Annotated in this window: 34 protein-coding genes and 1 tRNA gene; 7 read left to right on the forward strand and 28 right to left on the reverse strand. The window is 59.0% G+C overall.

The genetic code is table 11. The features are described 5' to 3' along the window. The 5 genes from C9E91_RS12185 to C9E91_RS19885 form a co-directional block, all read right to left on the reverse strand. Nucleotides 1–1,706 (reverse strand): phage tail protein (locus C9E91_RS12185; protein WP_210203683.1); only part of this gene is annotated, 1,706 nt, incomplete at its 3' end. Nucleotides 1,707–1,810: 104 nt separating this feature from the next. Then, nucleotides 1,811–2,239, reverse strand: a complete 429-nt coding sequence (locus tag C9E91_RS12190) for a DUF6950 family protein (protein ID WP_107108566.1) — start codon at nucleotides 2,237–2,239, stop codon at nucleotides 1,811–1,813. Beyond that, nucleotides 2,236–2,856 carry a hypothetical protein gene (locus C9E91_RS12195; RefSeq protein ID WP_107108567.1) on the reverse strand — a complete coding sequence of 207 codons (621 nt, stop codon included), beginning with the start codon at nucleotides 2,854–2,856 and terminating at the stop codon, nucleotides 2,236–2,238. Before C9E91_RS12195 ends, C9E91_RS12190 begins: the two co-directional genes overlap by 4 nt. 3 nt (nucleotides 2,857–2,859) lie before the next feature. Then, a complete protein-coding gene (locus C9E91_RS12200) occupies nucleotides 2,860–3,504 on the reverse strand; it encodes a hypothetical protein (RefSeq protein WP_107108568.1) in 645 nt (214 codons plus the stop codon). Next, the gene (locus tag C9E91_RS19885; protein WP_210203684.1) at nucleotides 3,504–6,017 is read right to left on the reverse strand and encodes a hypothetical protein; all 2,514 of its coding nucleotides are present in this window, start codon (nucleotides 6,015–6,017) and stop codon (nucleotides 3,504–3,506) included. The genes C9E91_RS12200 and C9E91_RS19885 overlap by 1 nt, the downstream gene beginning before the upstream one ends. 61 nt (nucleotides 6,018–6,078) lie before the next feature. On the opposite strand from C9E91_RS19885, the gene C9E91_RS12215 reads away from it, so the two are divergent. After that, nucleotides 6,079–6,633, forward strand: a complete 555-nt coding sequence (locus C9E91_RS12215) for a hypothetical protein (RefSeq protein ID WP_107108570.1) — start codon at nucleotides 6,079–6,081, stop codon at nucleotides 6,631–6,633. Between the two features lie 29 nt (nucleotides 6,634–6,662). Here C9E91_RS12215 and C9E91_RS19665 read toward each other — a convergent pair whose 3' ends face one another. After that, entirely contained in the window at nucleotides 6,663–6,866 is a 204-nt protein-coding gene (locus C9E91_RS19665; RefSeq protein ID WP_146143996.1) for a hypothetical protein, read from the reverse strand. A gap of 110 nt (nucleotides 6,867–6,976) precedes the next feature. Between C9E91_RS19665 and C9E91_RS12220 the strand changes: the two genes are divergently transcribed. Continuing rightward, nucleotides 6,977–7,300, forward strand: coding sequence for a hypothetical protein (locus C9E91_RS12220; protein ID WP_107108571.1), 324 nt, complete (start codon nucleotides 6,977–6,979; stop codon nucleotides 7,298–7,300). Between the two features lie 91 nt (nucleotides 7,301–7,391). Beyond that, nucleotides 7,392–8,069 (forward strand): transposase, encoded by a 678-nt coding sequence (locus tag C9E91_RS12225; RefSeq protein WP_107108572.1) that lies wholly within the window; start codon nucleotides 7,392–7,394, stop codon nucleotides 8,067–8,069. 206 nt (nucleotides 8,070–8,275) lie between these two features. Here the strand turns inward: C9E91_RS12225 and C9E91_RS12230 are convergent, their stop codons facing one another. The 13 genes from C9E91_RS12230 to C9E91_RS12290 form a co-directional block, all read right to left on the reverse strand. Beyond that, the gene (locus C9E91_RS12230; RefSeq protein WP_107108573.1) at nucleotides 8,276–8,581 is read right to left on the reverse strand and encodes a phage tail assembly chaperone; all 306 of its coding nucleotides are present in this window, start codon (nucleotides 8,579–8,581) and stop codon (nucleotides 8,276–8,278) included. Between the two features lie 23 nt (nucleotides 8,582–8,604). Then, nucleotides 8,605–9,006, reverse strand: a complete 402-nt coding sequence (locus C9E91_RS12235; RefSeq protein WP_107108574.1) for a hypothetical protein — start codon at nucleotides 9,004–9,006, stop codon at nucleotides 8,605–8,607. A gap of 81 nt (nucleotides 9,007–9,087) precedes the next feature. Beyond that, nucleotides 9,088–9,573, reverse strand: coding sequence for a hypothetical protein (locus C9E91_RS12240; protein WP_107108575.1), 486 nt, complete (start codon nucleotides 9,571–9,573; stop codon nucleotides 9,088–9,090). Nucleotides 9,574–9,576: 3 nt separating this feature from the next. Then, the gene (locus C9E91_RS12245; RefSeq protein WP_107108576.1) at nucleotides 9,577–10,008 is read right to left on the reverse strand and encodes a phage tail terminator-like protein; all 432 of its coding nucleotides are present in this window, start codon (nucleotides 10,006–10,008) and stop codon (nucleotides 9,577–9,579) included. A gap of 36 nt (nucleotides 10,009–10,044) precedes the next feature. Then, nucleotides 10,045–10,464 carry a hypothetical protein gene (locus tag C9E91_RS12250; RefSeq protein ID WP_107108577.1) on the reverse strand — a complete coding sequence of 140 codons (420 nt, stop codon included), beginning with the start codon at nucleotides 10,462–10,464 and terminating at the stop codon, nucleotides 10,045–10,047. A gap of 249 nt (nucleotides 10,465–10,713) precedes the next feature. Then, nucleotides 10,714–11,070 carry a hypothetical protein gene (locus C9E91_RS12255; RefSeq protein WP_107108578.1) on the reverse strand — a complete coding sequence of 119 codons (357 nt, stop codon included), beginning with the start codon at nucleotides 11,068–11,070 and terminating at the stop codon, nucleotides 10,714–10,716. Continuing rightward, complete coding sequence (locus tag C9E91_RS12260) at nucleotides 11,070–11,567, reverse strand: DnaT-like ssDNA-binding protein (protein ID WP_107108579.1); 498 nt, start codon at nucleotides 11,565–11,567, stop codon at nucleotides 11,070–11,072. Before C9E91_RS12260 ends, C9E91_RS12255 begins: the two co-directional genes overlap by 1 nt. A 69-nt stretch (nucleotides 11,568–11,636) precedes the next feature. Beyond that, nucleotides 11,637–12,608 (reverse strand): DUF2184 domain-containing protein, encoded by a 972-nt coding sequence (locus C9E91_RS12265; RefSeq protein ID WP_107108580.1) that lies wholly within the window; start codon nucleotides 12,606–12,608, stop codon nucleotides 11,637–11,639. 3 nt (nucleotides 12,609–12,611) lie between these two features. Continuing rightward, nucleotides 12,612–13,082, reverse strand: coding sequence for a structural cement protein Gp24 (locus C9E91_RS12270; protein ID WP_107108581.1), 471 nt, complete (start codon nucleotides 13,080–13,082; stop codon nucleotides 12,612–12,614). Nucleotides 13,083–13,109: 27 nt separating this feature from the next. Beyond that, entirely contained in the window at nucleotides 13,110–14,225 is a 1,116-nt protein-coding gene (locus C9E91_RS12275; RefSeq protein WP_107108582.1) for a DUF2213 domain-containing protein, read from the reverse strand. 49 nt (nucleotides 14,226–14,274) lie between these two features. After that, the gene (locus C9E91_RS12280) at nucleotides 14,275–15,675 is read right to left on the reverse strand and encodes a DUF1073 domain-containing protein (RefSeq protein ID WP_107108583.1); all 1,401 of its coding nucleotides are present in this window, start codon (nucleotides 15,673–15,675) and stop codon (nucleotides 14,275–14,277) included. Between the two features lie 46 nt (nucleotides 15,676–15,721). Then, nucleotides 15,722–17,206 (reverse strand): phage terminase large subunit, encoded by a 1,485-nt coding sequence (gene terL, locus C9E91_RS12285; protein WP_181316076.1) that lies wholly within the window; start codon nucleotides 17,204–17,206, stop codon nucleotides 15,722–15,724. Continuing rightward, nucleotides 17,163–17,510, reverse strand: a complete 348-nt coding sequence (locus C9E91_RS12290; protein WP_107108833.1) for a hypothetical protein — start codon at nucleotides 17,508–17,510, stop codon at nucleotides 17,163–17,165. Before C9E91_RS12290 ends, terL begins: the two co-directional genes overlap by 44 nt. A gap of 292 nt (nucleotides 17,511–17,802) precedes the next feature. Between C9E91_RS12290 and C9E91_RS12295 the strand changes: the two genes are divergently transcribed. Then, on the forward strand, nucleotides 17,803–18,495 hold the full coding sequence (locus C9E91_RS12295) for a class I SAM-dependent methyltransferase (protein WP_107108584.1): 693 nt from the start codon (nucleotides 17,803–17,805) through the stop codon (nucleotides 18,493–18,495). Between the two features lie 53 nt (nucleotides 18,496–18,548). On the opposite strand, the gene C9E91_RS12300 is transcribed toward C9E91_RS12295, so the two are convergent. The 5 genes from C9E91_RS12300 to C9E91_RS12320 all read right to left on the reverse strand — a co-directional run bounded on the left by C9E91_RS12300 (nucleotide 18,549) and on the right by C9E91_RS12320 (nucleotide 20,482). Next, nucleotides 18,549–19,214, reverse strand: coding sequence for a DUF6362 family protein (locus C9E91_RS12300; protein WP_107108585.1), 666 nt, complete (start codon nucleotides 19,212–19,214; stop codon nucleotides 18,549–18,551). Further along, a complete protein-coding gene (locus C9E91_RS12305) occupies nucleotides 19,189–19,605 on the reverse strand; it encodes a hypothetical protein (RefSeq protein WP_107108586.1) in 417 nt (138 codons plus the stop codon). Before C9E91_RS12305 ends, C9E91_RS12300 begins: the two co-directional genes overlap by 26 nt. A gap of 55 nt (nucleotides 19,606–19,660) precedes the next feature. After that, a complete protein-coding gene (locus C9E91_RS12310) occupies nucleotides 19,661–19,951 on the reverse strand; it encodes a hypothetical protein (protein WP_107108587.1) in 291 nt (96 codons plus the stop codon). Nucleotides 19,952–20,039: 88 nt separating this feature from the next. Then, complete coding sequence (locus tag C9E91_RS12315) at nucleotides 20,040–20,291, reverse strand: hypothetical protein (protein WP_107108588.1); 252 nt, start codon at nucleotides 20,289–20,291, stop codon at nucleotides 20,040–20,042. Beyond that, complete coding sequence (locus C9E91_RS12320) at nucleotides 20,288–20,482, reverse strand: hypothetical protein (RefSeq protein ID WP_181316077.1); 195 nt, start codon at nucleotides 20,480–20,482, stop codon at nucleotides 20,288–20,290. The genes C9E91_RS12315 and C9E91_RS12320 overlap by 4 nt, the downstream gene beginning before the upstream one ends. A gap of 158 nt (nucleotides 20,483–20,640) precedes the next feature. On the opposite strand from C9E91_RS12320, the gene C9E91_RS12325 reads away from it, so the two are divergent. Together C9E91_RS12325 and C9E91_RS19990 are read left to right on the forward strand one after the other, a co-directional pair. Further along, nucleotides 20,641–21,432: a S24 family peptidase gene (locus tag C9E91_RS12325; RefSeq protein ID WP_107108589.1), complete on the forward strand. Its 792-nt coding sequence runs from the start codon at nucleotides 20,641–20,643 to the stop codon at nucleotides 21,430–21,432. 213 nt (nucleotides 21,433–21,645) lie between these two features. After that, on the forward strand, nucleotides 21,646–22,440 hold the full coding sequence (locus C9E91_RS19990; RefSeq protein ID WP_245407481.1) for a hypothetical protein: 795 nt from the start codon (nucleotides 21,646–21,648) through the stop codon (nucleotides 22,438–22,440). Nucleotides 22,441–22,520: 80 nt separating this feature from the next. Here the strand turns inward: C9E91_RS19990 and C9E91_RS12340 are convergent, their stop codons facing one another. From C9E91_RS12340 to C9E91_RS12350, 3 genes are all read right to left on the reverse strand, one after another. Continuing rightward, complete coding sequence (locus tag C9E91_RS12340) at nucleotides 22,521–22,991, reverse strand: MEKHLA domain-containing protein (RefSeq protein WP_107108592.1); 471 nt, start codon at nucleotides 22,989–22,991, stop codon at nucleotides 22,521–22,523. A gap of 212 nt (nucleotides 22,992–23,203) precedes the next feature. Continuing rightward, nucleotides 23,204–23,611 carry a hypothetical protein gene (locus C9E91_RS12345; protein WP_107108835.1) on the reverse strand — a complete coding sequence of 136 codons (408 nt, stop codon included), beginning with the start codon at nucleotides 23,609–23,611 and terminating at the stop codon, nucleotides 23,204–23,206. Between the two features lie 135 nt (nucleotides 23,612–23,746). Further along, nucleotides 23,747–23,822, reverse strand: a tRNA-Ile gene (locus C9E91_RS12350). A 164-nt stretch (nucleotides 23,823–23,986) separates the two neighbouring features. On the opposite strand from C9E91_RS12350, the gene C9E91_RS12355 reads away from it, so the two are divergent. Further along, on the forward strand, nucleotides 23,987–24,727 hold the full coding sequence (locus C9E91_RS12355) for an SIMPL domain-containing protein (RefSeq protein WP_107108593.1): 741 nt from the start codon (nucleotides 23,987–23,989) through the stop codon (nucleotides 24,725–24,727). 129 nt (nucleotides 24,728–24,856) lie between these two features. Here C9E91_RS12355 and C9E91_RS12360 read toward each other — a convergent pair whose 3' ends face one another. Beyond that, nucleotides 24,857–25,195, reverse strand: a complete 339-nt coding sequence (locus tag C9E91_RS12360; protein WP_107108594.1) for a hypothetical protein — start codon at nucleotides 25,193–25,195, stop codon at nucleotides 24,857–24,859. Nucleotides 25,196–25,400 lie beyond the last annotated feature (205 nt).

The following is a 25,400-nucleotide window of genomic DNA, read 5'->3' on the forward strand; positions in this document are numbered from 1 at the left end:
GCCGCGCAACTGATCTTGATCGCCGGCCGACGATCGATACCGCCGGCGTCTTTCACAGTCGCCGGCTCGACGGTCCAGCCGACCATTGGCTGTGAGGGCGGCGTAATGGGGCCGATCCAACCTGTAGCAGTGGGCAATTGCAAACCGCTGTGCCAGTCGTAGTCGGCAGGATCGACTTCCTTCAGCGTGACAACGATGAGGAAATTCGGCTGTGGCTCGACCTTGACGACAAGGAATTTCTTTTCGTCATAGCCATTTCGCACCGAAGTCCAGGAAACGACATCGTTCGGCTCCAGCGGATAGGCGTCCGGCGGCAGCGATACCTGGTGCACGCGGAAGCGCCGGTAGTCCTGGATCATCGCCAGGCCGACACGTTGCACCTGATTGGCGAAGGGAACTGTCGGCAACTGGATCTGTGCCGGCAGACGGCGATTGCCGTCCTGAGCTTCCAGATCGGCATTGTAACGGCCGGGCGCATCCTTCGTCGCCCACTTCTCGGTGGGCTCCGGATAGGTCGCCTCGATGGCGTTGTAGGTGTCCGAAAGCGACGGAAACGGCTGGAAATCCTGCTCCTCCGTCACGACGATATCATCGTCGGAGAAAGAATAGACAGCGCCGCCAGGCGTGCTGATAAGCACCTTGAAGATGCCGCCGACTTCGGCCATGCGGCCGTTGCAGCCTTTCAAGAGTTCGGAGATCACGTCGAGCGGCTGTTGATCGCATTGCACTTCGTAGCCGGCGCGGAAGGCGGGTTCGCTAGTGCCGTCACCGAGTGCAACTGGAGCATCGCAAGCGTTTGCCGCCGCCATCCAGTTCGCGGCGGGCAGACAGAAGGCAGCGATATTCTGGCCACCACAGACCCATTCCGACCCACGGTAGACGCCGCGCGCCAGATTGTAGATCATCGTGGCCGGGTTGCTCGTCGGCTCCCAGCTAGCCGGATTATCCCAGCGATGGGTGCCATTGCCGCCGACGGACGAATCCTTGCGGATATCGTAGAGCGGCACCGGATGCGGCTGGTACAGGCCGGCGGGAATGCCGGAGAACAGATTGGTATTATAACGTGCAGTCAGGATGACGACCTGACAGCCAAGGCCAATCATCGTCGGCTTCCATGGGCGATCGGGATTGGAACCGAATTTCGCAGTCAGGAAGGCGTCGGCGCTGGACTGTGTTCCGTCGAGAAATTTGATCCAGAGATAGTCCTTGCCTTTCACACGATACTGCAGAACGGGAAAACCGCGACCATCGGGATGCGGCTCTTCCCAGAGCACGCCGACCTGCTGATCATCGATCCAGACGCTGGTCAGCCCGCGTTCGCCGGCATAGTTGGGCAGGTTGCCGACTTCGATGACATCGGTGAAATAGGCGTTCGGCGTCTTGCCATCCTCGCCCCAAGAGCCGGCATATTTGCGACGGCCGGCGGTGGCGTAGCTGCCCATGATGAAGGACATGGGGTGGTCATCGCCCATGCTGATTTCCAGCTTGGCGCCGGCCTGTTGCGGCTGGTCTTTCTTAGCCAGCGCCTTTTCGACCAGCGACAGGCCGACATTGATGGCAACCGTAAGCACCAGCTTGCCGATGACACCGACCGAACCGATGAATTGGGAAATCGCGGCGATCGCCGCAGTGATCGGATCGGCATGCGCCGCATCCGCCATCAGCCAGAAGCTGAGGACGCTCAGGATCAAAATCAAAATTTTCATGGACCGGGCGACCTCGAAAGACGCATGGAAAAAGCGCGCCGCCGGTTGGTCGGCAGCGGCATATCACCGATAGGTGATAAAGAAAAAGCGGTGGCGTCGCCGGCTCAGCCGACCCTGAAGGCCCGCTTGGCGTCGAGCAGATCGACGGTGCCGAGGCCGGTTTCGCGCAGCACGAAAATGCGCTCGCCATTGACAACGCCGAGGGCGTAGCCGAAGGGGCCTTCATGCGGGATGGCAGCGATGTCGCCGATATGGGCCTGGCTCGGATGGATCTCCGGCAGCATGCTGGCGACGAGATCGGCGAGATTGTCGAAACCGGCCACCTTCATGGTCTTCAGCGCGCCGGCGGCGGTCGAGTATTCGCCGCGAAACTGGGCAGCGCAATCGATGCCGGTGATCGCCAGCACCAGATTGCCGGCAAGGCCCGGACCGCAATCATGGCTGCCCCAGGCAAAGGGAGTGCGCTTCAGCCGATCGATCTCGGCGACAAAGCGAGCACGCCAGTTCTTGAGCCTGACAAGATCATCAATCACTTCTGCCCCCAAGGTATCTGCCAATTGGCGACGGTGCTGGAATAAAGGCCGAACTCATCGCCGCTGCGGCGCTTCTGGCCCTCATAGGAGGATTTCGCCGGATTGGTGCGTTCCAGCATGGCGATGGCGGCGGAGATGGCGGAGATCTCGATATCGCCGTCCTGCCCCACCGCCGGCGTCTTGATCGGCGCGCCATCGGCAATGCCGAGAAAGGCGATTTCCGGCACCGCACTCGGCAGACGCGTGCCGGTATCGAACGACATATCGTGGATTTCGATCGGCGCCAGCCGCAGATCGTAGCCGCGCACGAGCTGCTGCACGGCGGGCGCGATCTGGCCGACGGTGATGGTCACGGTCTGGATCGTCAGGTCGGCGGTGCGGGGGATCGGGCTCACCTTCAGATTGAGGCCGCCATAATAGGTCCGCGCCTCCGGCAGACCGGTGACGCCTGAAGTGACCGTGATGTTGATGTCGTCGTCGCCGGTCCAGAGGCCAACGGAAGCGGGCGCGCCGCTCGCCAGGTCCTTGCCGGTGATCCATACGAAGCGACGGGGCACGAGCCCCTTGTCGCGCGCGCCGGTCAGCGCCGCGAAGAAGGCGGAGGTGATGTTCTTCATCGTCTATTTCTTCTGAATGACCTTGAAGGTGGCGCCCGAGGTGATCGGGCCGCTCGCGGCGCCGGGATTGTGGCTGCCCGGCGTGATCAGACATTTGCAGGCTGGCAGCAGCAGGATCACGCCGAGACCGGCGGCAAAGCCCGCCGGCAGATGCGGGAAGACGCCGAAGACGGGCGTAATCCCCTGCCCGTCGGCGCTTGCCGTTTCCGAGACTTCGAGAAAGGCGTAGCGGCCGCCATAGCCGACCTGCATCTTGTCGCCGACGGTCAGCCGATATCCCGACGGCAGGCCCTTGAGGCTGAGCGAAGCATTATCGCCCCCGAGCGCCGCAATGCTGACGCTCGCGGCCCCGATCTTCGTCCCGTCCGGATCGGCCTGCGGATATTTCGACAGCGGATCATAAAGAAAAAGCGCCTCCTGGGCGCCGTGTAGTTTGCGGATGCGGGCGGCGATCTGTTTCGCCTCCGCATTGTACATGTCGGCCAGCGTCACCGTGCCGGTCCAGAGCGGCGGCGCCAGCTCCGCCTGCCAGACCCTGCCATCGCCGGAGCCGGAAAGCTCGTCGTTACGCTGAATGTCCCAGACGATGCTGGAAATCTTCAGAAGATCGGCAAAGGCCGGCAGGCTGTAGGGATAGGAAACGGCCATCAGCGCCTCCGGGGATTGCGGTTGATTTGCGCGACGCGATCGGGAAGCTGCTGATTGAAATCGTTCAGCCCCTGACGCGTCGAACTCTGCGCTTCCGATTGCGCGACATTCTTCACATAGGCCTTCAGATTGCCATCCTCATCGACGGAAACGCCGACCGTGACATGCACACCGGAAGCGGAGCCCGAGGCATCGTTCTGATTATCAGCCCAGAGGCGACGGACGGGAACGGGAGCATCCGGCTGCGCCCGTACCAATTTCGGGCCGCCCTCGCCGACCACGCCGCCATCGGCATAGCCGCGCCGGCCAAGCCGCATGGCCTCGACGACGCCGACGCCGCCCGCCCGGGCGATATCCTTCTGGCTCCAGACGACCTCGCCGGCATGAACGATGCCGGCCGGCTCATGCTTGCCGCCGGGGCCGGTATAGCCGCCATCGGCCCAAAGGCCGGGAATGCCACTCGCAACGGCTGCCGCCGCCTGCGGCGATCGCGCCAGAATACCGAGATCCAGCCCACCGCCTCCGCCGAAGAGCCCGCCAAGAATACCTCCACCACCGAACAGCCCGCCGCCCGCGGCGGCGCTGTTGACCTTGAACAGGCTGTTGAGCACATCGTTCAGCAACCTGTCGGAAATCTTGGTGAGCACGGAAATCGCCGCCTTCCCCAGGGATTTCCAGAGCCCCTCGCCATTGCGCAAGCCGCTGACCGGCGTCGAGGCGAAATCGCCGGCAAGCTCGCGAGCATATTTCAGCTGCTCATTGTAACGAATGATATTGGCCGAGGCCGAATTCATATCGACCGGCAGGCCATATTGCTTCTGTGTCGAAGCAACAGTCTGATCGATGGTCGAGCGGCCCATTTGATCCTGCTGGAACTGGATATCGCGCGCGAGCTTCTGCAGCGCCTGCGCCTCGGCGACACGCCGATAGGCATCAGCCTGATCGTTGGCCGCCTTGGTCAATTGCGGCATTTGCACCAACTGCGCTGCACCACTTTTCTGAAGATCGTCCTGACTTTGCTTCAGCGTGACGACCTTCGATGTCACATTGTCTGTTGCGGCAGCGGATTGGGTGGAGGTCTGTGTAGTAAGCTTGGTTTGTCCAGCGTAAGCTGCCGAGGATTTTGTCGCGTTATCAATGGCCTTTGCTGATCTCCCAATAGCAACGTCATTATCGGTCCGTCCTGCAACTCGATTCGCCTCTACGCTAACGGTAGATTGATCGGCAATTTTTGCGCCAGAATTCGTTGTCGCAGCCGAACTGGACAAACTTGCCAACCCTGGAATAAGCAATCGCGTGATGGCGGCCATTCCATTAACAAATCCTGAGGAACTATTTGCCCATTCAACTAACTTTGAAGCGACTATTTGCGTCGCAGCATTCGATGCCCCAACGTTGTTAATGTTTGTCGCATCAACCGAAGTTCCCGGTGCACCTCCGTTAGTCATATAGCTTACAACCGCAGCTTTAGCTTCCGTACTCGTCTCTTGAATCTTTTCCAATCTCTGCGAAATCAAGCTGGCGTAATTATTTTCCCAAGAGTTTTGTAACGCCTCCAAGTCGGGCGCCACGTCCAGATTTTCCGGCTTCGCTCGGGCTGCTGCAATACCCTCGATAACTTTTTTCACATCCTCCGGAACGGCGTCCATGTGCTGTAATCCGTTGATCAACTTTTCCAACGGCGCCGCAAACTCATAATAACTCGCACCAGGAGTATTCCGCTGAATTCTCGCGTCCGCAACAATATTATAGTTTTCTTTCATAAAGTTATCTAGAATTTTCTCTGATTCTTGGTATTTTTCGTTTATAGATATTCTACTTTTATATATAGTATTTGCCACACTAAGCATTTTCTCAGCGTCTTCGGCGTCTTTCTTAAATTGCGGCATAGAATCGCCGCTCAGCGTGCTTCTATCTTTCTTTTCATCCCGGTCTTTTTTTATTTCCTCAAATGCCGTGGCTTGTTTATTGAGATCGGTCTCGCGCAACAGCCGAGTCAATATGTTATCGCCTTGAGTGGCAGCAAGTTTTGCTTTCGCATCACTAACAAACGGCCCAACAAGCTGCAGAAACCAATGTATTGCTTCACCAACTTCCTGGATTTCGCTCTTGCGAAGGGGTTCACCTGCCCCCGAGGCGCGTTCACGAATAAAATCGAAGTTAGAATATCCCGTAGGATGACTAAAATCTAACATGCTTCTATTAGCACCGCTGGCTGATGCTTGTGTGGTTGGCGGCGCGCTATTAATGAGTTGCGCAACTGCGAAAGTAGTCGTGGCATTTGCTGCCACTTTGCCGTTCGCTGCCGCAAGTTTTATAACTTCTGCGTTTGCTTTGCCGATCGTTCCGCCAGCGACCCGAACCTTGCCATTCATATCGTCGATGGCTCGCGCTGCTGCGCTTGTTTTCTTTTCCGCCCGTGTGGCCTCCGCATTCCATACGCTAAGATCGTTTGCTGCGGAGCGTACTTGGGATGCATCAATGACAATACCAAGTCTTGCAATGTCTAACATAGGCTTGCCCTCCCCTGAATAGCAGAGTATCGTCTCTAGGTTGTCTCATTGGGAAAATTTCGTGCTGTATCTTTTATCTACGGCTGCAGACGCAGCCGCTGTGTGCCCACACCTCAGCTATTTGAAGCGGGCTTCAATCATCGCGAGCGCTTTGCTTGCAACGTCGGCCTTGAGCGGCTGCAACTTTTTTGATCCACCGCTCGTTACCGCATGCGAAGAAAATCTAAAAGGCGCGCTCGTAAAACCCTCAAGCTATCGGCGCCATGATTTCAACATCACTTCAATGCCAGTCACACGATCCGAATTGGATAATTATTTTGAAGGCACGCCATTAAAGGCATTGCGCAAAGAGGCTCTTGAGCGTTTTGACGACGGAACTGAGCGACCGGTACGCTATATGCTAAATTTACAATTTTCCGCTGACGACGAAAACGCCGAAACTGTGACAACAAAGCTCGCGTGCGAGTATTTCTCTTTTGACGGCAAACAGTCCAGCGTCGTTCCGTTCGTAACAGGGTTAAAACCCTTAGATATTTCCGAGTTTTCGCGACTAACGTCCAAATCACTTACGGGTATCGCCGAAGAGAACCTTCGAAAGGCGGCGGAAGGTCTATAGTAGTCCAGCCAACTATGTTTACCTTCTCCCTATGCGGCAGCGCCCACCGCTACTTTGTCAAGTGCTCCTCGTGAAGCTGTGGCGTTCCCAGTTACAACAGCAAATGCTTTTGCTAAAGCTCCCGTTCCCTTCTGTGCATTCCAAGTAGCCACTGTCATACTGGCGAGATTGGTGTTCGCGGCCTTAATACTTGAGCTATCAGCCGTTAAAGTCAGCGTTGCAATGTCCGTCATGGGCTTTCCTTTTCCGGGAAACTTGTCTTATATCCACTAAAATCAATCAGGAGATGAAAATGCGCTGTACCTTTGCGGCTATTTGTATGTGTTTGTGGAGTAATAGTGTAATGGCAGACGATAGTACGCGGACTGAATTGTCCAATACGGTTGTCAATGCGGCACTGACTGCCATAGCTCATGCTTACGTATGCCGTACCGCCTTGGGTTTGGATTATTACGATGCAGTTCGTGGAGGGGCAGAAAGAGCGATCGAAAGTGTGATCGACGACACGAAGGTTTCAGAAAAGCTCAACAGCCTTGAAGAAGAAATGAAAAATAGACCTAAATTTACCAAATTAAAGCCAAGCAAAGATAAATGCATTGAGGTATTATCGAATGGCAAGAACGATATACTCATAAAACTCGATAAATATCAAAAATATAAATATTGAATGTCGCTCTTCATTAATTGAACTAAGAATTATGCAAGAATTACGGTGACAGTGCATTCAAATACACTTCCAGATTTGACCAAAGCAACCAATGGCCCGTCTCGCTCGTATCGTCATCCCTGACACTCCACATCACGTCACCCAACGCGGCAACAGGCGGGCTCAAACCTTCTTTTGCGATGACGACTATGCGCTCTATCGCGATCTCCTAGCTCATTATTGTCGCGCCGCCGGTGTCGAGGTCTGGAGCTGGATATTGATGCCCAACCATGTGCACCTCATTCTCGTGCCGGCGGATGCCGACGGCATTCGCCGGGCTCTATCTCGCGTGCATCGCGTCTACGCCGGCCGTATTCATGCAAGGCTGCGCCGGACCGGCCATTTCTGGCAGGGCCGCTTCGGTTGTGTCGCCATGGATGAAGAGCATCTGGCAGCAGCGCTCCGCTACGTCGCCCTCAATCCGGTGCGCGCTCGCCTTGTCGAACGGGCTGCCGATTGGCGAAGGTCGAGTGTCGCGGCCCAACTTGGACTGATTGAGGATAACGGCGTCACGACCATAACACCGGTTCGTGCTCGCTTTCCCGATTTCGCCGCCCTCCTCGCTGCCGGAGAAGAAGAGATGGCGTTTGCCGCGCTTCGCCGCGCCGAAAGCATCGGCCGCCCCATTGGCAATACCGACTTTTTCGACTGGCTCGAAGACCTCACCGACGCCACCCTCAAGCCGGCTCGTCGCGGCCGCAAAGCTAAGGCCCTCATGGGCGAGAATTAGTGCTCTGTCACCGTAATTCTGTCACCGTAATTCGAGCCGAATACTTACGGGACGCCCACACGGCACATTTCAAAATGCACTTATGTCGGTAATGACGCTTCTAACGTTTTGGAACCAGATGTATCAGTGGATGGTATGACATGGGCGGATTTGCATTGATCGTGTCGTCGGCAAAATCGCAGAAAAATTGTTGGAAGAGCAAAAGCTTACCCCGCCTCCCGCGCCCTGATCGCCTCCGTCTCCTCCTCCACCGCCTGGCAATAGCGCCCGTCCATCGCCTTCAGCACGGCGATGTCCTCGCGGCGCAGAAGGTTGCCGGTCAGGTGCAGCCAGGCAAGCATTTCCTGATGAGAGAGCGGTGCGGGGCCGGAAAAGCCGGGGGCCTGCGCCGAACGCAGGTCCCAGAACCAGTCCCAGAGCGCATAGCCGGCCTCCGGCACCTCGGCCTCCGGGCTTACAAGCTCGAAGGCCTCGTTACGCTCGCGCCGGGTCTCGCCGTTCGCATCGCGCACGCAATCATAGCGTGCGACGATCCTTACGGCTTCGGAGAGCCCTTCGGCAAGCTCTTCATAAAATTTGCGCGGTCCTCCGAGGCGCCGGCCACCTGATCATAGATCCAGCCGGCTTCCTCGACGACTTCGCGAGCCTTCTCGAAGGAGAGTGCCGGCTGCTCGCCCTTCCACTGCTGCTCGCCCCAGCTCCAGGAAGCGATGGCGGCGGCGGCCTTGTCGAGATATTCGGCCTCGACCTTGCTGGTCGTCAGCTTCTTCTTGCGGCTGGCAAGGAAACGGTCGCTATGCTGGCGAACGATCTTCTTCACCTCGTTGCTCTCGGCCGAGCGGATCATGAAGGAGATGCCGAGCGGCTCCTCGGTGGCCGGATGCAGGAGCCGCAGTTCGAAGAGATCTTCGGAATTGACGAGACTGGAGATATCCAAGGAAACACCTTATCGGTTGGGACATTTGAAAGTGGCCGCGCGCCGCAGGAGAGCGACGCGCAAGATTCCGTAAGATGGCGCTTACGGCGTAGTGACAGGATCGACGCGGATCGGAAGCTGGTTGAGCCCGATCTTGAACTTCTCCAGATCGAAATCGTCGGAGCCGCCGCCCGGATAGAGCGGGCCGGAAACGACGCCGCGCGAATAGAAGACCGTGTTGGTCTTGCCCTGCGGCGCGTCGTTGCGCTCGACCTTGATCGCCATGTTGTTGATATTAGGCGGATCGCCGAAGGTGCGCAGGATGATCTGGCCGGGATCATCGGCGATGGAGGCGACTTCGAGCTCCGGATCGCCGGCGTTGGAAACGCCCTTCTGCTTCTGCTGCACCGGCTCATCCAGCGTATTGTAATTGTTGATGGTGGAGTCGGAGCCGAAATCGCCGACCTTGCCGACCTTGCCCACCTGCACCCAGGTCAGCGCGGCATAGGCGCTGGCCGTGAGATCGCTATTCTGGGGCGTCTCGCATACGTAGACCTTGGAGCCCTTCTTGGTACTTTTATTCGCCATGGATCATCTCTCCGGTTCAAAGGCGGTGTAGGGAATGGTGACCGGTATCTGCACGCGGTCATCCTCTTGGATCGGGCCTGCGGCCCACGGCTCGCTACTGATCGTGATCTTCACGCCAGAGGCGAACAGCGTCTTGTTGTTGAAATGGTCGATGAGCCGGCCGGCGGCATCGAGCGGCTTGATCAGCCCGCCGCCGGCCTGCCAATAGACGGAAACCTGCAGAAGCCCGCGCTTCTGCTGCGGATCGTCGCCGAGCGTCACCTGCCGAGTGCGGTTGGGCAGGAAGCTGACGGCCAGATATTTATCCGGCTTAATTTGCCCTGCCGGCGGAAAGGCAATGCCCGGCTGCGCCACCGGCAGCGGCGGCGTAAAAGTCAGCGCCGCCAAGTGGTCCAGCAGCGCAGCCAGAATGAGTGCGTCCGTTCCCGTCGCCATGAATCCCGCCTGATTGTGAGTTGAAGGAGTTTTGCGTTACGCGGTCTCGCGCACGGCCTGCTCGACGGTGTCGGACCAGCGCTGGGCGGCAAGCCGCACCATGCCGGCGCCCGCCTTGCCGTCGACCCCATATTCGACAGCAGCCGCATAGGGCGCGGTAAACCCCATATAGATCCTGCCGCCTAACGGCACGCCGAGGATCGCCAGATTGACCGGCCCGGCATCGAAGCCGTAGCTGCCCGCAGGCGCTGTGTCGGAGGATTGCCCTGACCGCAAGACCGGTATCTCTGAAGCAGAGGCCTGGAACGAATGCACCAGCGCGCCGCTGTCATCCGGTGTGCCCTCGATAACGGCCTCAGCAAGCCGGGTCGCGGAGGTGTGAACAACATCCTCCATCCGCCGTTTGGTCTTTTCAACCCAGGCGGAAACGGCATCGGAGAAATTGGAAGAAGCCATCGTATCAGCCCTCTGAAATGATTCGGCTTTGGCGGCACGCGCTTACACCCGACGACGGAGTGCGCCGTTCGAAATCCAGCAAGGTCGAAGCGCCATAGCGCACGCGGATCGCGGAAACGCCACTTTCCCGGGCAGCCCTCTGCCTCCCCTGCCGCTCGCTCTCTGACAACGACATCAATCGGTCCAGCGCCAGGAGAAACCGGAAAACCAACCAAAGAACGAGCGCGGCGCGGAAGCGGGCAAAGGCGCTCACTGGCGCACCTGTAGCTGCCAGAGCACTGTAATCCCGCCCGGCGACAGCGGCAGCACATCGAAGATCGCATGCTCAACGCCGGCGATCAGCAATCTGTCCTCGAGCATCGGCGCAATCGAAAGCCCGGCCGTAGACAGATAGATCATCCTATCGCCGCGCTGGATCAGCGTATTGCTAATGTGCGCCTGCGTATAATCGAGATCGACCAGCACGCAGGCAAAATCCTGGCTCGTCTGGAAGGGATCGTAATCCGCACCTGAATTGGTGATGCGCCTAAGCAGAGCCTGCTGGCCGAATTTGGCGATCAGCCGCTCGGCCGTTGTGCGGGTTTTGGCATAGTCGAAAGCGGCCATCACACCACCAGGATGCCCGGCAGAACCGGACGCAAGAAGGGATAGAGCAGACCGTCGAGAATGGTCATAACCGGCCTTGCCGAAGAAATGATGTCGGCTGGCGAACCGGCCGCGACATATTCCGTCTCCAGCGGCCCGACCTTTTCGCGTTTGACGGTCTGCGCTGCAGTGACCACGGGGGTCAGGCTGCCAGGTTCGGCGAGCTCGACAGCGGCCGCCTCATAGGCAGCGTAAGTAATCGGCAACGGCACGACATCTTCGGGAACAGCCTCGCCATTGGCCGTCCTGGCCACCTTCCGCGGCCAGGACAGAGCCTGGTCATAACCACCAGCGCGAAGGCCGGGAAAACGCGACTCGTACAAGCCGTCCACGACCTGCGATCCGCGCACTAGGGCAGCCGTGCGCTCACTGTCTCCGGTGGCAGCCCAGGCTGCGTTGTCCCGATCGACAAAATAGGTATTGGCAGCATCGAGCGTGCCGTAGAAAGCTGCAGACATGAGAACTCCAGCGGTAAATGAGGCGGCGCAGCCCCTCTCCCCGCCGAGGCGGAGAGAGGGAAATCAAAGTCACGACGCAGCCGTGATCTCGTCGCCATAGGCCATCGCGGCCGGCAGGCGTACTTCCGTGCCGCCGGTGCGGGCGATGATGCCGGTTTCGAAGCTCATGATCGATTTCTGGCGTGGCTGCAGCACACGCCGCGGCATCGGCAGATGGAAGCGCAGGACTTCCGGATCGCGGCGATAGACGACCATGCGGCCACCGCCATCCTGGGATGCCGTCGCAAGCTCGCGCAGCGGCTGGATATCCAGCGGCTGGCCGGTCTCCGCCGTGTAGACATTGCCCTGACGCAAGAATTCCAGCACGGTGATATAGCCGTCGCCATCGGCAAGCCGCTTGGTGGCAATCAGGCGGAAGGCTTCCGGCGGCAGGCGCAGACTATCCACCCATTCCACTTCGCCGGTGCTTTCGCGCACGCCGCCGATGAGATCGTTGACATCGCGCAGGATCTGATCGGCCGTCTTGGCGGACCACAAGGTCGAAGAGCCCGTGCCATCCGCGGCAATATCGACGCGCGAGACATTGGGATCGTTGACAAAACCCGTCCAACCCTTTTCCGCGGAGCCGACCATGGCAACGGAGTTGAGCAGACGTTCGATCTTGTCCGCAGCAAAGATGGCGTTGGAGGCGTTGAGATCGAGATTGTAGAGCGCCGCCTGATTGACCTCCTCCAGATTCCATTCCCAGCCGGAGCCGACCATTGCGAAATCGTGACTGGCGCTGTCACGCGTCGATTGGTTGAAGGGCATATCCGTGCCGGCGCCGGAGAGGAACTTCGCTTCGCCCGCGCTATCGACGGTGAAGAAGGTCGTACCGGCAGCCCATTCGTTGCCCTCGGTGACGACAGGTACATGCAGGCCGTAATTGAGTGTGGGGTAGCGACGCTGATAGATGCGCGTCTCGATGTTGCGGCCCTGCGCAATGACGAAGGAATAGGCTGCCTGGGCATCGGCGAAATGCTGTCGAACGAACTGGTTCATGGATTAAGCGCTCCTGTGCTTGAGCGAGATTTCGACGATGTCACCATTGCCGCCGCTCGTATCGAAGAAACAATCGGGAATGGGACCGACGATGCCGGTGCCAGCGGCGTTGACATAGGCATTGGTGACCGGGTTGTAATAGACGGCGTCGCCGTCAGCGACCGCACCGCCCGCCCGCACATACATCTGGCCCGAGGTCAGAAAGGCGCCGGTGATGAACTGCGCATAGCCGTCCACCTGGGTCGCGCCGGGCAGCACGGTCGGCGTCAGCACAGCGATACCGAGAAACTTGCCACCTGCGGCATAGGGCGCAACGCCATGATCGGCGAGACCGCGCTGGGCCGGCTGGCCGAACTTGATACCGGCGGCATTTTCCACCGTACGGCTGATCTTGTTGGATTTTTCCTCCGAAGCGATCTGCCCGTGCAGGCCCTTCTGAGGAGCGTTTCCATAGGTGGTCTGATAAGTCGCCATTGAAGCGTCTCCTTTTCGTTGACCTGGTTAGATGGGATTGGCCGGCAGGTGAGCGGACCGCAGGTCACGCACCATGGCGGCATAGGCACTGAACGCCGCGGACATCGACGTCTGCTCGGTAGTAATGCCGTCCTTGACCACGGCCGCGAAAGGATCCGGCGTCTCACGGATGGCCTCGGCTAGCATGTCGAAACGAGCGTCGATATAGGCGTCCGATCTGCCCTCGACCGCCGCTTCGCCGACCTTGGCGAGGACGACCGCCTTGCGGATCGCCGTGTCGGAAAGACCTGCCGTTTTCACGTTGCCGACGATCGCCTTGGCAAGCCCGATGAGATCGGCGCGGGCCTCGGCTCGCCGTTCGATCTCAGCATCGGACAACAGCCCTGCCTTGACGGCATCGAGTTCGGCATCGCGAATGGCAATGGCCTTCTGGCTTGCGATGTCGGCGTCCGCGAGCCGTTGCTGCAACGTCGCAATAAGCTCCGCAGCCTGGTCGCTGACCTCGATGCCGACGCCATCGACGGTGATTGTCTTTGTGATCATCATTCCTTCCTTATTCAAATGGTGATCGGAATTGGAGCGTGGGGCTGCGAGAGGAGCGCAGCCCCACGGTGCTGCCACATCGCCGATGCGGACTTTCGATCCCGCACGGCCACGGCGCACAATGGCGATATGATTGATGCGAATATTCTTTTGGACGGCGTCATAGGCTTCGCCGGCAGGCGTCACGCCCGCGGTAAAGTCGAGATCGCAGACATAGCCGGCTGACAGCTCCTGCTTGCCGCTCTCGATGTCCTGAATGGCCGCCTCGTCACTGACCATGAGTGGCACGCGAATGAAGATGCCCTCGCCGGCGATCTCATCGCCGGTCTGGCCGACGGAGTAGGTCTTCCAGTTTGCCGACGTGACCATTTCCGGCGGATGCTCATTTGTCACCGGTCGGTGAGCAGCACTCTTCAGCGTATCCTGGGAAAAGACTTCCGCACCCGGCCGATAGACCCGCACGGTGCGCATTTCCGGCCTGCCGACCTCCGCACCGAGATAGTTCTGAATACCCGTGCGAGCGATCCGGGCGTCGGCGACAAGATAGCCGTCGCCAGTCCGCCGCGTTCCCGCGACGGTGACAATGTCTGTAAAATTCATGATTGGATGTCCCTTGGTCGGAATCGACTTTGGCAGATGGTTCCGCCGCCTATGACAAGGCGGGGTTCGCTGCGGAGGCGGCAGATGCCGGGCTTTGTTCCTGGCTCTGACGTGTGGTTTCTTCGGATATGCCTTCTTGCAGACCCCCGCCAAAAGCCTCGATCGCCGCCTCCAGTCCCGGCAGCGACCCGTCCTCGACAAAGGTGTTCACCAGTGCCTCCGACAATGCTTGCCGCGGGATGATTTCTTGACCGGAAGACGAACCAAACAAGGCCCGCGCGGCATCGGCCTTAGTCTTGAAAATCTCGGCCTTCTCCTTCTCGCTCATCTGCTCCAACGGCGCCCAAGTAGCGTAGATCTCGGGATCGCGGGCGCCCGTAGCGGAGCGAATAAGGCATTCGTCCAGTCGTGACATGGCGGGTGTGAAATCGAGCTCCTGAATCGCCTGGATGCGATCGTGATAGTTCTTCATGTCGCCATCGCCGGTCGCGTTGAGACCGGCGGGAGATTGGCCAAGCAGGCGCGTGACCGGAATATCGGCGGCACCGGAGACGATCTGCATGAAAGCCATGAGGATGTCCGTCAGTCCCGCCAGCGGCGCGCTCTTGCTATCGTACTCTTCCTCACTGTCGAGGATCAGCGTCCCGTTGACGCCCTTGATGGTGTTGGCCAGCGTATAGCGGCGCAGTACAGCATCCTCGTAAGCCTGATTGCCGATATTGGCCGAGAATTGCGGTACCTTGATAATGTCGATCTTCGCCTCGAAAATGAGACTGGCGATGTTGGCCGCCGTGCTGTCGGCATTCTTGATGGCATCGAAGGTCGCCGTGAGCACGCTCTCGCCCCAGCCATGACCGGCCTGCCCCAGTGTGCCACCAAAATCCTCGTCCGGCGCCATGGCGCCGTTGAAGATCACCAGTCTCGACGGGTGGATGGCAACCTGCGATCCGTTCGCGCCCATCAGTGTGTAGAATTTCGGACTGCCATACCATTCCGACGTCGGGTCGCGCTCGATCTCCCCCGCGGCAAGTTGACGACGTGTCAATACGGTCAGATGCTTCAGCCCGCCCTTGCCGACGCGCTCTGCATCGAGCGGCTGCGAAGGATCTGCGTCGCCGGTGCCGATGAACAAAGCAGCGCCACCGAAGAGCCGCCCTTTCTTAGCGGCTTCCAGAACTTTGCCGCGCAGGTTCAACCGGCGCTCCTCGGCCTCGATCGCCCCGATCTGATCACTCTCGGCCTGCCAGTTGCGCCATTTGCGGCAACTGTCCAGGGCCGGGATATCGACGATCTTGCGCGGCAGCCACGAACCGCGATAGGCGGCAATAATCTGTTCGTCGGTCAGGATCGGCTGGGCATAGAAGACCGATGCCGCCTTGTCGCGCTCCGTCCCCATGCGAGACGCAAGGTTCATCAGCCCATCGCGAACCATCGAGAGTACGTGTCCCATGGATTATCCTTTGGCATCTATGTGAAGGAGAGACCCTTGCAGGGCCTTAGAAATTCTTGAAGCTGAAGGAGGAGCCTAAGGCCAGCTCGTTCAGCGCGTCGGCCAAGGCATCCACCTGATCGTCGAACTGCGCATTCGGAAAGGCGCAGACCTCATCGAGAAATGCCTCGTTCCAATCGCCACGCAACAATTTGACATTTCCAGCCTCCGCCTGCGCAGAAGCCGGCTTGGCGCGCGTCGCCTTGTCACCAGTGATAGACATGACCTTAATGGGAAAGCCGGCAAGCAACTTGATCTTCGTCTCCGCATCGGCTTTGCCGGCGGCGCCAGGGTCCTGTGGCATGCGGATCATCACCGCCGGCCCATCCTGCGTCGCCATGTTCTTCAGATTGCGCTCGACCTCTGCCGGCGACCAGCGGCCACGGGTGACAGTCTCCACATAGAAGATGCCGTTGGCTTGCGCCATGCGCAGGCCGACAGTCCAATCCGGCTGGCGACCGGGACGCTCCTTCGAGGCCGCAAAATCCCAGGCGCGGCAACGCTTCGCGCCCGCCGGTACGGCATCGACGATTTCGAAATCGCCACGCTGAAACAAACCGCCCGAGCGTGGCGACGGCCGCTGCTGAAACTGGCCGGCGACAGCATAGGAGCCGAGCGGTACCTTGTCCCGCTCGACCACCGAACGCGGAAACCGCTCGGGAAAGAGCAATTCGCCCTCCTCCGTCCGCGGATCTTCGAAACCGATCGACGTTCGGCATCGGCGCTCCGGCTCGAATTCCATCGGCAGCATCAGATGCTCATAACCGAGCCCAAGCGCCAGGATCGCGCCCGAGACATCCGCCTCGTGCAGCCGCTGCATGATCACGACAATCGCCGAGCGCTGCGGGTCGTTGAGCCGCGTCGGCACGGATTCGCGGAAGGTGCGGATGGTCGACAGCCGCTCCGCTTCGGATTCCGCGCCATCGACCGAATGCGGATCGTCGATGATCACCCGATCGCCGCGCCCACCGGTCAGTCTTGAAAATGGCACACCCTGGCGAAAGCCGGTGTGCGTATTGGCAAAGGCCATTTCGCCCGTCCGCGTCAGCTTCACCCGGTCGCCCCAAAGCGTCTGATACCATTCCGAGGCGACGAGATCGCGCATGCGCCTATTGTCGCGTTTGGCATAATGTTCCGAATAGGACGAGCCGAGATAGCGCATCTCCGGCATGTTCTTCGGCCCCCATTCCCAAGCCGGCCAGAAAACACCGCAGAGCAGCGACTTCATCGTGCCTGGCGGCACATTGATCAGCAATCGCGTGATCTCGCCAGATGTCACCGACTCGAGATGTCGGCAGATGGCATCGATATGCCAACCATAGACATAGTCGACGGAAGGCTCGACGACATGCCAGGCTTCGCGGACGAAACCGACAAGCGACTGACAGCGCGCCCGAATACCCTCGGCGTTCTCGGCAATCTGCCGGGCTAGTTCCGTCCGCTCCGCCTCAGCCTTCCGTCTCGTCCGCTCCTCGCGTATCGCGGCCATCATCGCCGCCGGGTCCGGCAAGCGGACCGAAGAGGGATTCAAGTGTCGCAAGCTGCTCATCCGTGGCGTTGGTTAAGTCGATCGTGAAACTCTGGCCGCCCTTGGCGCCGCTGCTCTGGCGTTCACTCGGTTTCTGATGAACATAGGATGCGGCGATCTTCGCCATTTCATCCCGCCGTTTCTGATCCGCCTCGTCATCGCGCATGACCTTCAGCATATAGTCGAGCGGCGTATCGCCGGCAGACGCGGTTTTTCGCGGGCGCGCACGCGGCTTGCGCGGCACGACAGGCTTGTCGGCAGTGGACATGCTTTGGAATTCCGATGGAACGTTGAAAGGAAACTCGCGGCTGACAACGGAGCCGCTTGCGGTCAACAGTGCGTCGCTGCAACTGTTCTCATCATGCCAAAATCAATACCCTAATTCGGCGCAGTTGGCGACACCCTTGATCGATAAGACGGCTGCAAGGATTGCGAAATCTTTGATCGCGTCACAGATAATCACTTGAAATTACACTAAGATATCGCACTCTGTCGTCCGACGATCAGAGCAAGATTGCTCCCCTTTTTCCTTCAAAAGGCTTCTGCGCCAGACAAAGCGAATGACCAACAAGCAAGATCATAATCATGCGAAGATCGCCGCGGCACGGGATTTCATTTCTGCCAATCTCCCCATCGTACCCGTCCCTTCAATTCCAGAGATTCGCTTGCACAAGGCCGGACCGCAAAGCGGCTTGTGGCGGCTTGCCGAGCAGGATCAGGAGTTTGGTTCACCCTATTGGGCGCATCATTGGGGTGGAGGATTGGTGCTGGCGCGATATCTTCTCGACCGACCTGACGCCGTCGCCGGCCGCCGCGTACTCGACCTCGGCGCCGGATCCGGCATTGTCGGCATTGCAGCGGCAAAGGCGGGTGCGGCGGAGGTAATCGCGGCCGACGTCGATCCCTATGCTATCGCTGCGACAGGGCTGAATGCCGCCATCAATGGGATGACGGTTCTGCCTGTTCTCACCGATCTGACGACAGGCGAGCCTCCCGCCACGGACATTATCTGCGTCGGCGATCTCTTCTATGAAGCCGCGCTTGCCGAGCGTGTTACCTCATTTCTTGACCCTTGCCTGGCAAGAGGCATCAAGGTCCTGATCGGCGATCCCTGGCGTGCCTATCTGCCGCAGTCGCGGCTGCGGTTGCTGGCGGAATATGCTGTGCCGGATTTTGGCACCACCACCAGCTCGAGGCCGAGCGGGGTCTTTGCATTTGAAACGCAAAACGCCCCGGCAAAGCCGAGGCGATGAAGATCAATCTTGACGACGAAAGCCCTGGGGTTGAATCAGGGCCGATAGCGAACTTAAGCTTTCATCTTCGCACGCCGCCGGTTCTCTCGTTCCAGCCGTTTCGCCAGCGCCGCCAGTTCCGGGCTGGCCGCATCGAAGACCGGCTTTGAATCGTCCGGCAGCCAATGCATCTCGTACTTGACGGGCGGAGTTTTCACGCGCTCAAAACTCCCTGCCGAATTCGGCATCATCGGGGATATGCGTGACCAATCAGGCTCCTGTAGCGACGACGAAATCGCGAGCAGCGCATTGGCGACACTTTGAAATTCGCTCTGAATGCGCCGTTCCGCCGTTCGCCTCACCCGCCCAGTCTTCCCGCAGAAATCGCGGAAGGAACCGACAATATGAGGCGCAGCAAGGCAGACCGACCATCGGGAAAGCAGGATGCGACGTTCCTGATCCCTGACATGGGTCAGCAGCCAGTCCTGCAGCACCTCTTCGGCGCGGCTGATAGCCGCTGCATTCGGACGATAACGGATGCGGGTATCGGCGTGGTCAGTCGGTTCGGGAAGAACATCCGGCCAAAGCGTGCGCACCCGATCCGGGCGGACGCCGCGCACGTCGAGATGAATCATCGTATCGGCAGCCTCGACGAAGCGGGCACGAACGACGAGGCTTAGATCGGCGATCTCGGCCGCACGCTCGGAAAGATCGTCAAACTGCAAGGCGCTGTGGTGCATCAAGTCGCTTCTCCAATTCCCGATAGATCAAAATCCGAAGTGTGGCGCGCACCGGCCATGGACGCCGCGCCACTGCGTCGGCGCGCAAAGCGCCAAGCGCGATATCGTCGAAGGCGGCAAGCAGATCACCCGGTCGGTGCAGCGCCCAATCCTGGCGCTGTACAAGGATGTCGGAAACGGCTCCGATCGTGTCCGACCATAGTTCATCGCGGTTGTTGCCGGTCTGGCGAATACAGCGCAATACGAAGACCAGATGCCCATCGCCGTACTGCCCTCGAATTTCCTGCATCGTGCCGCGGGCGTGGCTTTGTGCCGGCGCACGGCGGCGATGGACGGGCACGAGCTTGATGCCGAGGCCGTCAAGAAGAGTGTCGAGCCTGCCTTTGCTCATGAAGATATCGCCTCCCCTCCAAAAAAATTGAATGCAATCAATGGCAATCGCTTGGTCACGCTACCTTCCCGTTTGCCGCGCCGGCGTCGGCAAAGGGATGCCTCGGCTTGAACAGGGCTTCCGCCTTTGACATCCTCTCCACCCTCGCCCCATCGCGCAGCATCGGCGTGTTGAGATAGGCAACCATCGCCTCGCCGGCTGCCGCCTTGGCCGCATCCTGGGTCGGGAAGACGATGGGCTCGCCGCGATGATCCCTAAGGACTTCGTTCGTGGCGCGGTGGACCTTGCGTATCCAGCCGAGGTGACCGCAGGCGACAGCTTCAGTACCGATTTGAAATTCATTCATGGAAACCTCCTCTGGCGCATCGGCCAGGTCTTTCGAATTAAGTTTTGAAAGTGGTCCAAATGCCTGGCAGCAGGCGGTTCGCGCTGTATCAGCGGGTGCGGAATCTCGAGCGCAATCCGAATGGCCAAAGTCCTCGACGTCCAACCGGATTGGTCTCTGGCTGAAGCTCATCCTTGATCATCTGGAAATGGATCAGATCCCCCTCCGGCGCGCCGCTGGCATCATCCTCCGGACCGGCAAGCCTCGAAGATGAAATGATTGGCTCCAGAGCGGCAAGAACGCAGAGGAAGAAAAGTGCGGCGCCGAGACAGGCAAGAAGACCTTGAATCATCTCGCTCATACCGTCTTCTCCATACCGGGCTCGCTCCCGACCGAACCGGGATCGGATATCTCCGTTGGCTCGACATGCTCATCGCAAGTCTCACAATGCCGCTCGATCACCTCCCCGATCGACAGCGCCCTGCCACAGCCGGGGCAGCCCCAGAAGAAGTCGAAATAACCCACCTTTATGCCCTTCATAGTCGAGATCATACGATCACCCCCAAAATCATCCTTCGCCGGACGCCGTTCGCCTCAGCACTTCGGCCTACAGCGAATTTCGTCGCCGGCATCTTGATGCACACAAAATATGTTGTTATTAATGTCGATGTCAACATGATTTATGTTAATTATTTTGCGAGTGTTGGATCATGCAGAAATCCATGGGCGAACGACTGAAGGCGGCGCGCGAAGCCGCAAACTATCCCTCGGCGACGAAGGCGGCGGAGGCACTCGGCATTGGCCTGTCCACCTACCGAGCGCACGAAAACGGCCAGAACGAATTCGGTCCTGAGATCGCCGACCGCTATGCCAAGAAGTTCGGCACTACCGCTGGTTATCTCCTGACCGGCGAAGGGCCAAGGAAGGTGGAGCGACCGGGGCCACGCATGGTGGTCACCTCCTTCGATCCCGATGAACAGTACAATGAAGGGTTTGCCGAAGGCGGCGAAGACCTGAGCTACAGTCGGGAACATTGGCAGCCGAAGATCGAAGGCGCGACGCCGGAGGTGGACGTCAAACTCGGCGCCGGCAGCGGCATCGTCGGCGAAGTCATCAACCTGCCGGTCGGCGCAGGCAATGTCGCCGGCCACAAGATCGTGGCGGAATGGCTGATTCCCTCGGGCTATTTGCGCAACGAAGCAAAGGCATCACCGAACCATACCATCATCATGGAAGTGATCGGCGATTCCATGCAGCCCACCTACATGCCCGGCGATCGCGTCGTCGTCGATCTCTCGCAGAACCAGATGGCGACCGATACGGTCTATGCCATCAGCGACGGCTATTCCGAACCGCAGATCAAACGCCTCCAGCGCGTTCCCTTCACCCAGCCCAGCCAAGTGAAGATCATCTCCGACAACCCTGCGCTGGAGACCTTTACGGTTGAATTGGCGCGGCTGACGATCATCGGGCGCATCTGCGGGCATATTGCCAGGAAGTAAGCGCCCCCTCGTCTTAAGCCTCATCAACCGTCCAGCCCAGCCTGACCGATTCCGGCCGGTCACTTCAACTCAAGCCAGTTAAACATCTTTCGTGTTTTTCTGCAATTATAAGACACAAATTATGTTGACACATATCGTGCCATATGACAGCTTGCCTTTCGTGAGCCGATCGGCCGAAACGGAATGAGCCCAGGCAAGTCCAGAAGATCTTGCGTGAAGTCAGCGAAACCGGATCGGCGGTCGGATGAACAGATGGTGCATCTCTCGGGTGCAGAAAGGGAAGACGCCACGCATGCCTTCGAGATCCGATGTCATGACTACCGCCTGGACGCTCTATCGCCGCGACACGCGGTTGCTCCGGCCTTCGACTGCGGCCGCCCGGCGCAGATGGTTTGCCCGCTCGCTTTCGACGGCTTGGACATGGGCACGCCAACAAGCAACCGATGCGACCAAAACCGAAGATCAGAACCGCGCCGAGCGAATTGCAGGCTTGAGACTGGAACTGTTGCGCATCGACGCCCGGCCTTTTGGAATGTCGATTGCGAAGGATCGGGCAATGCTGGCGGAAGAGATCCATCATCTGTCAGCAAAATCGTGTTCGTCGGTTGCACAAATGGCCGCCTGATGATGCCTGCTGATGTTTTCTCCTGTGAATATTCATTCGACGAACTCACCATTAACCTCTGCGATCGTTGGGAGACGGGCCTGCTTCTCTACGGCCGCGCCGAATTGACATCGGCAGGGGATGGTTATGACGGTGAGTTTTATGTCTCGGCGATCCGATTGGATGGCGGTGCGCGCCTGGCACGGCCACATCCGCTCGGCAACGCAGGCGGCTTCGAGGCCGAACTGTTCCGCCGCATCGCTGCCGTGATCGAAAACGACAAGACGCTCGCTGGCCGTCAGGCCGCCGAGCTGTTCGCCATCGAGTACGGACAGTCTACGGAGACCGATTACGATATATTTCGCAAAATTGAGCAGGAGAGGATATTGGAGCCGGTGGCTTGATATCCTGCCGACGTCCCTTGAAGAAGAGTGCGGAATTACGGCCTGAACTTCCGTTAGTGCGCGACGGGGAATCTGTTGGCCTACACGTTTTTCCATTTCGAAAACGTCGCCGCCTGCCCCCGCCGATTTCCCTCGCGGTCGATGAGTTGCCAGACAATGCCGTCTTCCATCCAGAAGCGCCGTCCCGACTTCGTGATCCGCAACCCGCGATACCCCGAAATGAAACCGTCCCGCGTAACCGCATCCAACAATTGCTGACGCTCGGCCCGGTTGGGCAGCTCCGCCGAAAGACGCGACGGCAAAGTGATGAACTCATCCCAGGGATATTCGAAACAAGCCTGGCCAGCTTTATTCGCATAAATAAAACGCGGATCGGCGTCGGTATTATGCGCCACGACCACGAAGGGGGCTTCATTGTAAAGCCAGCTCGGCCCCAGCCCCTCGCCGATGAGAGGCGCCCCGACGATACGCGCATAACTTCCGGTGAGTAGATCGAAGAACTCAGGATCGACCGACAAATCGGCGGCATTGTGTTCTGGGCTAACGGCCATGGATATCTTTCCTGTTGAGCACATCCGGCTTTTCTTTAGGCCGGATGTGCGGGAAACCAAACAGGAAATCTCGCTGATACCTGTGACTTGGCCTGGTGCATAGGTTCAAAAGATGGTGAGCCCGAAGGCAAACCATAACCAGCGAAAATCAATGATTTAGACGAAAGCGGGACCGGAAAACCTTCCGCAGATAATCTCGACCGCCCGCTTGACTATTGATAGTCGTCGTCTCGCGACGAGGACCGCCGCCCTTCAAGCCTATCCAGAATTTGGTTTAGCTCGTCCGCACATGCCTTCATCGGTTCATCTTCGGCACATTTGATATCTATTTTAACGTCGCCGCTCTCGATGCGAAAACGAGCGGCCTTGGACATCATCGGACGATGCCCCATCATGCCCCTATGCCAATCGCCCCTCATCGCGTCGTCATCGGGCCGGCGCTGCCCCATTGTTGGCGGTTGCGGCGAGTTTGCTGGCGGTGCAGTTTCGCTCTGGGTCGGCTGTTGAGCTGGCTGCTGGGCCGGCTGTGTCGGCGTCGCTGTGTTCGGCGCCTGTTGGGCGAAACCGACGCCAGCCGAAAACAATACCGTCAGCGCAGCGATAGATAGGATCGTTCTCATTCCGTGGTCCTCCTCTAGACTGTGTGAAGAACACGCGAACTGGAGGATGGTTGCCGGGATGTACGAAAATTTGAAGTCACGTAGCCTAGGGGCTCCGAAAAGCACCATTGGTAGCTGCAGCCAGAAGAAAAAAGATGGTGGGCCCGGAGGGACTCGAACCCCCAACCAAGCGGTTATGAGCCGCCGGCTCTAACCATTGAGCTACAGGCCCGGCACGAGTAAAAATGATCGTGCATACAGCACCGGAGCAATGGTTCCCCGGAAGCCGACTTGGCTCTAGCCCAATTCGTCTTTCCCCACAAGGGACTGCCGCAATACCTTCACAATCAATCCGCAAAAGCGAACCTCAAGGAAACACCAACCAAGGAATGAGCCATGCCCCTGACGAAAACCAGAGATTTTATTTTTGCCGCTTTTCTCGGCACGACTCTTCTCGTGCCTGCCACCCATAGTTTCGCCGAGGATGCGAGACCGCGCGAGGCGACCATCACGGTCACCGGCGAGGGGCATTCCGCAATCGCGCCGGATATGGCCGTTGTCACGCTCTCGGTCGTCAAACAGGCAAAAGCTGCCCAGGACGCGCTCGATCAGAACAACAAGGCAATGGGCGCGGTGCTGGCGACGCTGAAGGACAGAGGCATTGCGGAGCGCGATCTTCAGACTTCGGGCTTCTCGATCCAGCCGCAATATGTCTATCAGAACGATAAGAACGGCCAGTCCCTGCCGCCGACGCTGACCGGCTATCAGGTGATCAACGGGCTGACGGTGCGCGTGCGGGATCTCTCCAAGCTCGGCGCCCTCCTCGATCAGGCCGTCAATCTCGGCATCAACCAGGGCGGCGATATTCAGTTTACCAACGACAAGCCGGATGCGGCGCTGGAAGAGGCCCGGAAGAACGCCGTGGCCGATGCGGCGGCGAAAGCAAAAACCTTGACCGATGCGGCGGGCGTCAAGCTCGGCCACGTCCTTGCGATCAACGAGGGCGCCATCGTCATGCCGCCGCAGCCACTTATGCGTCAATCCATGGCGATGGCTGCCGAGAAGGCGGTGCCGGTGGCGAGCGGCGAAAACACCTATAACGCCTCGGTCAGCATCACCTACTCAATCCAGCAATAGCTTCAAAACAAAACCGCCCTTCGCTCAGGTCCTAGGGGACCGAACAAAGGGCGGTTTCATGGCCCCCGCCGATAAAAGCGAAAGCGTCAAGCGGTGGTCGTTGGACGCAACTAGGCGTCCGTAGTGATATCAGCGGCCGATCAACGGGCAGCCGCGAACATTGGCGAACATCATCGTGTCCGGGCCACGGCGGCCAAAACCATCGACGATGACGCGGCGCGGCGTTACGTCGACCACGCGAGCGCGGTGCAGGCCGTAGCTACGGGCAACATCCATGGCTTCGCGCGGGTCACAGCCACGGCGCTCGTAGCGCGGCGGCGGGATATCGTAATCCGGCGGTGGCGGCCGGTGCCGGCCCGGGCCGATATAGATGTCGACGCCCTGGGCGGCAGCATATCCCGTAGTCCCCGACAGCGCGGTAACGGTGATCGCGGCAGCGATCCCCAACTTTGCCAGCAATTGTTTCATTTATCCTCCATAGAGCAAATGGCTTTCCCTCATGTGCTTGCCGCCGCTCCTGAGGGAATATCTTGGGAGTAACGGCATGATACTGAACAAGTTCAGAATCAACCGTTCATGCGCTATTCAGGTACAATGAAAGCAAAAGCGAGGCCAGTGGCCGAGTCGCCGCACAGCAGAAAATAACAGCCGCCCTCTTTCATGAGGACGACTC

The sequence above is a fragment of the Rhizobium sp. SEMIA4064 genome, assembly GCF_003025035.1.
GTDB classification, from domain to species: Bacteria; Pseudomonadota; Alphaproteobacteria; order Rhizobiales; family Rhizobiaceae; genus Rhizobium; species Rhizobium paranaense.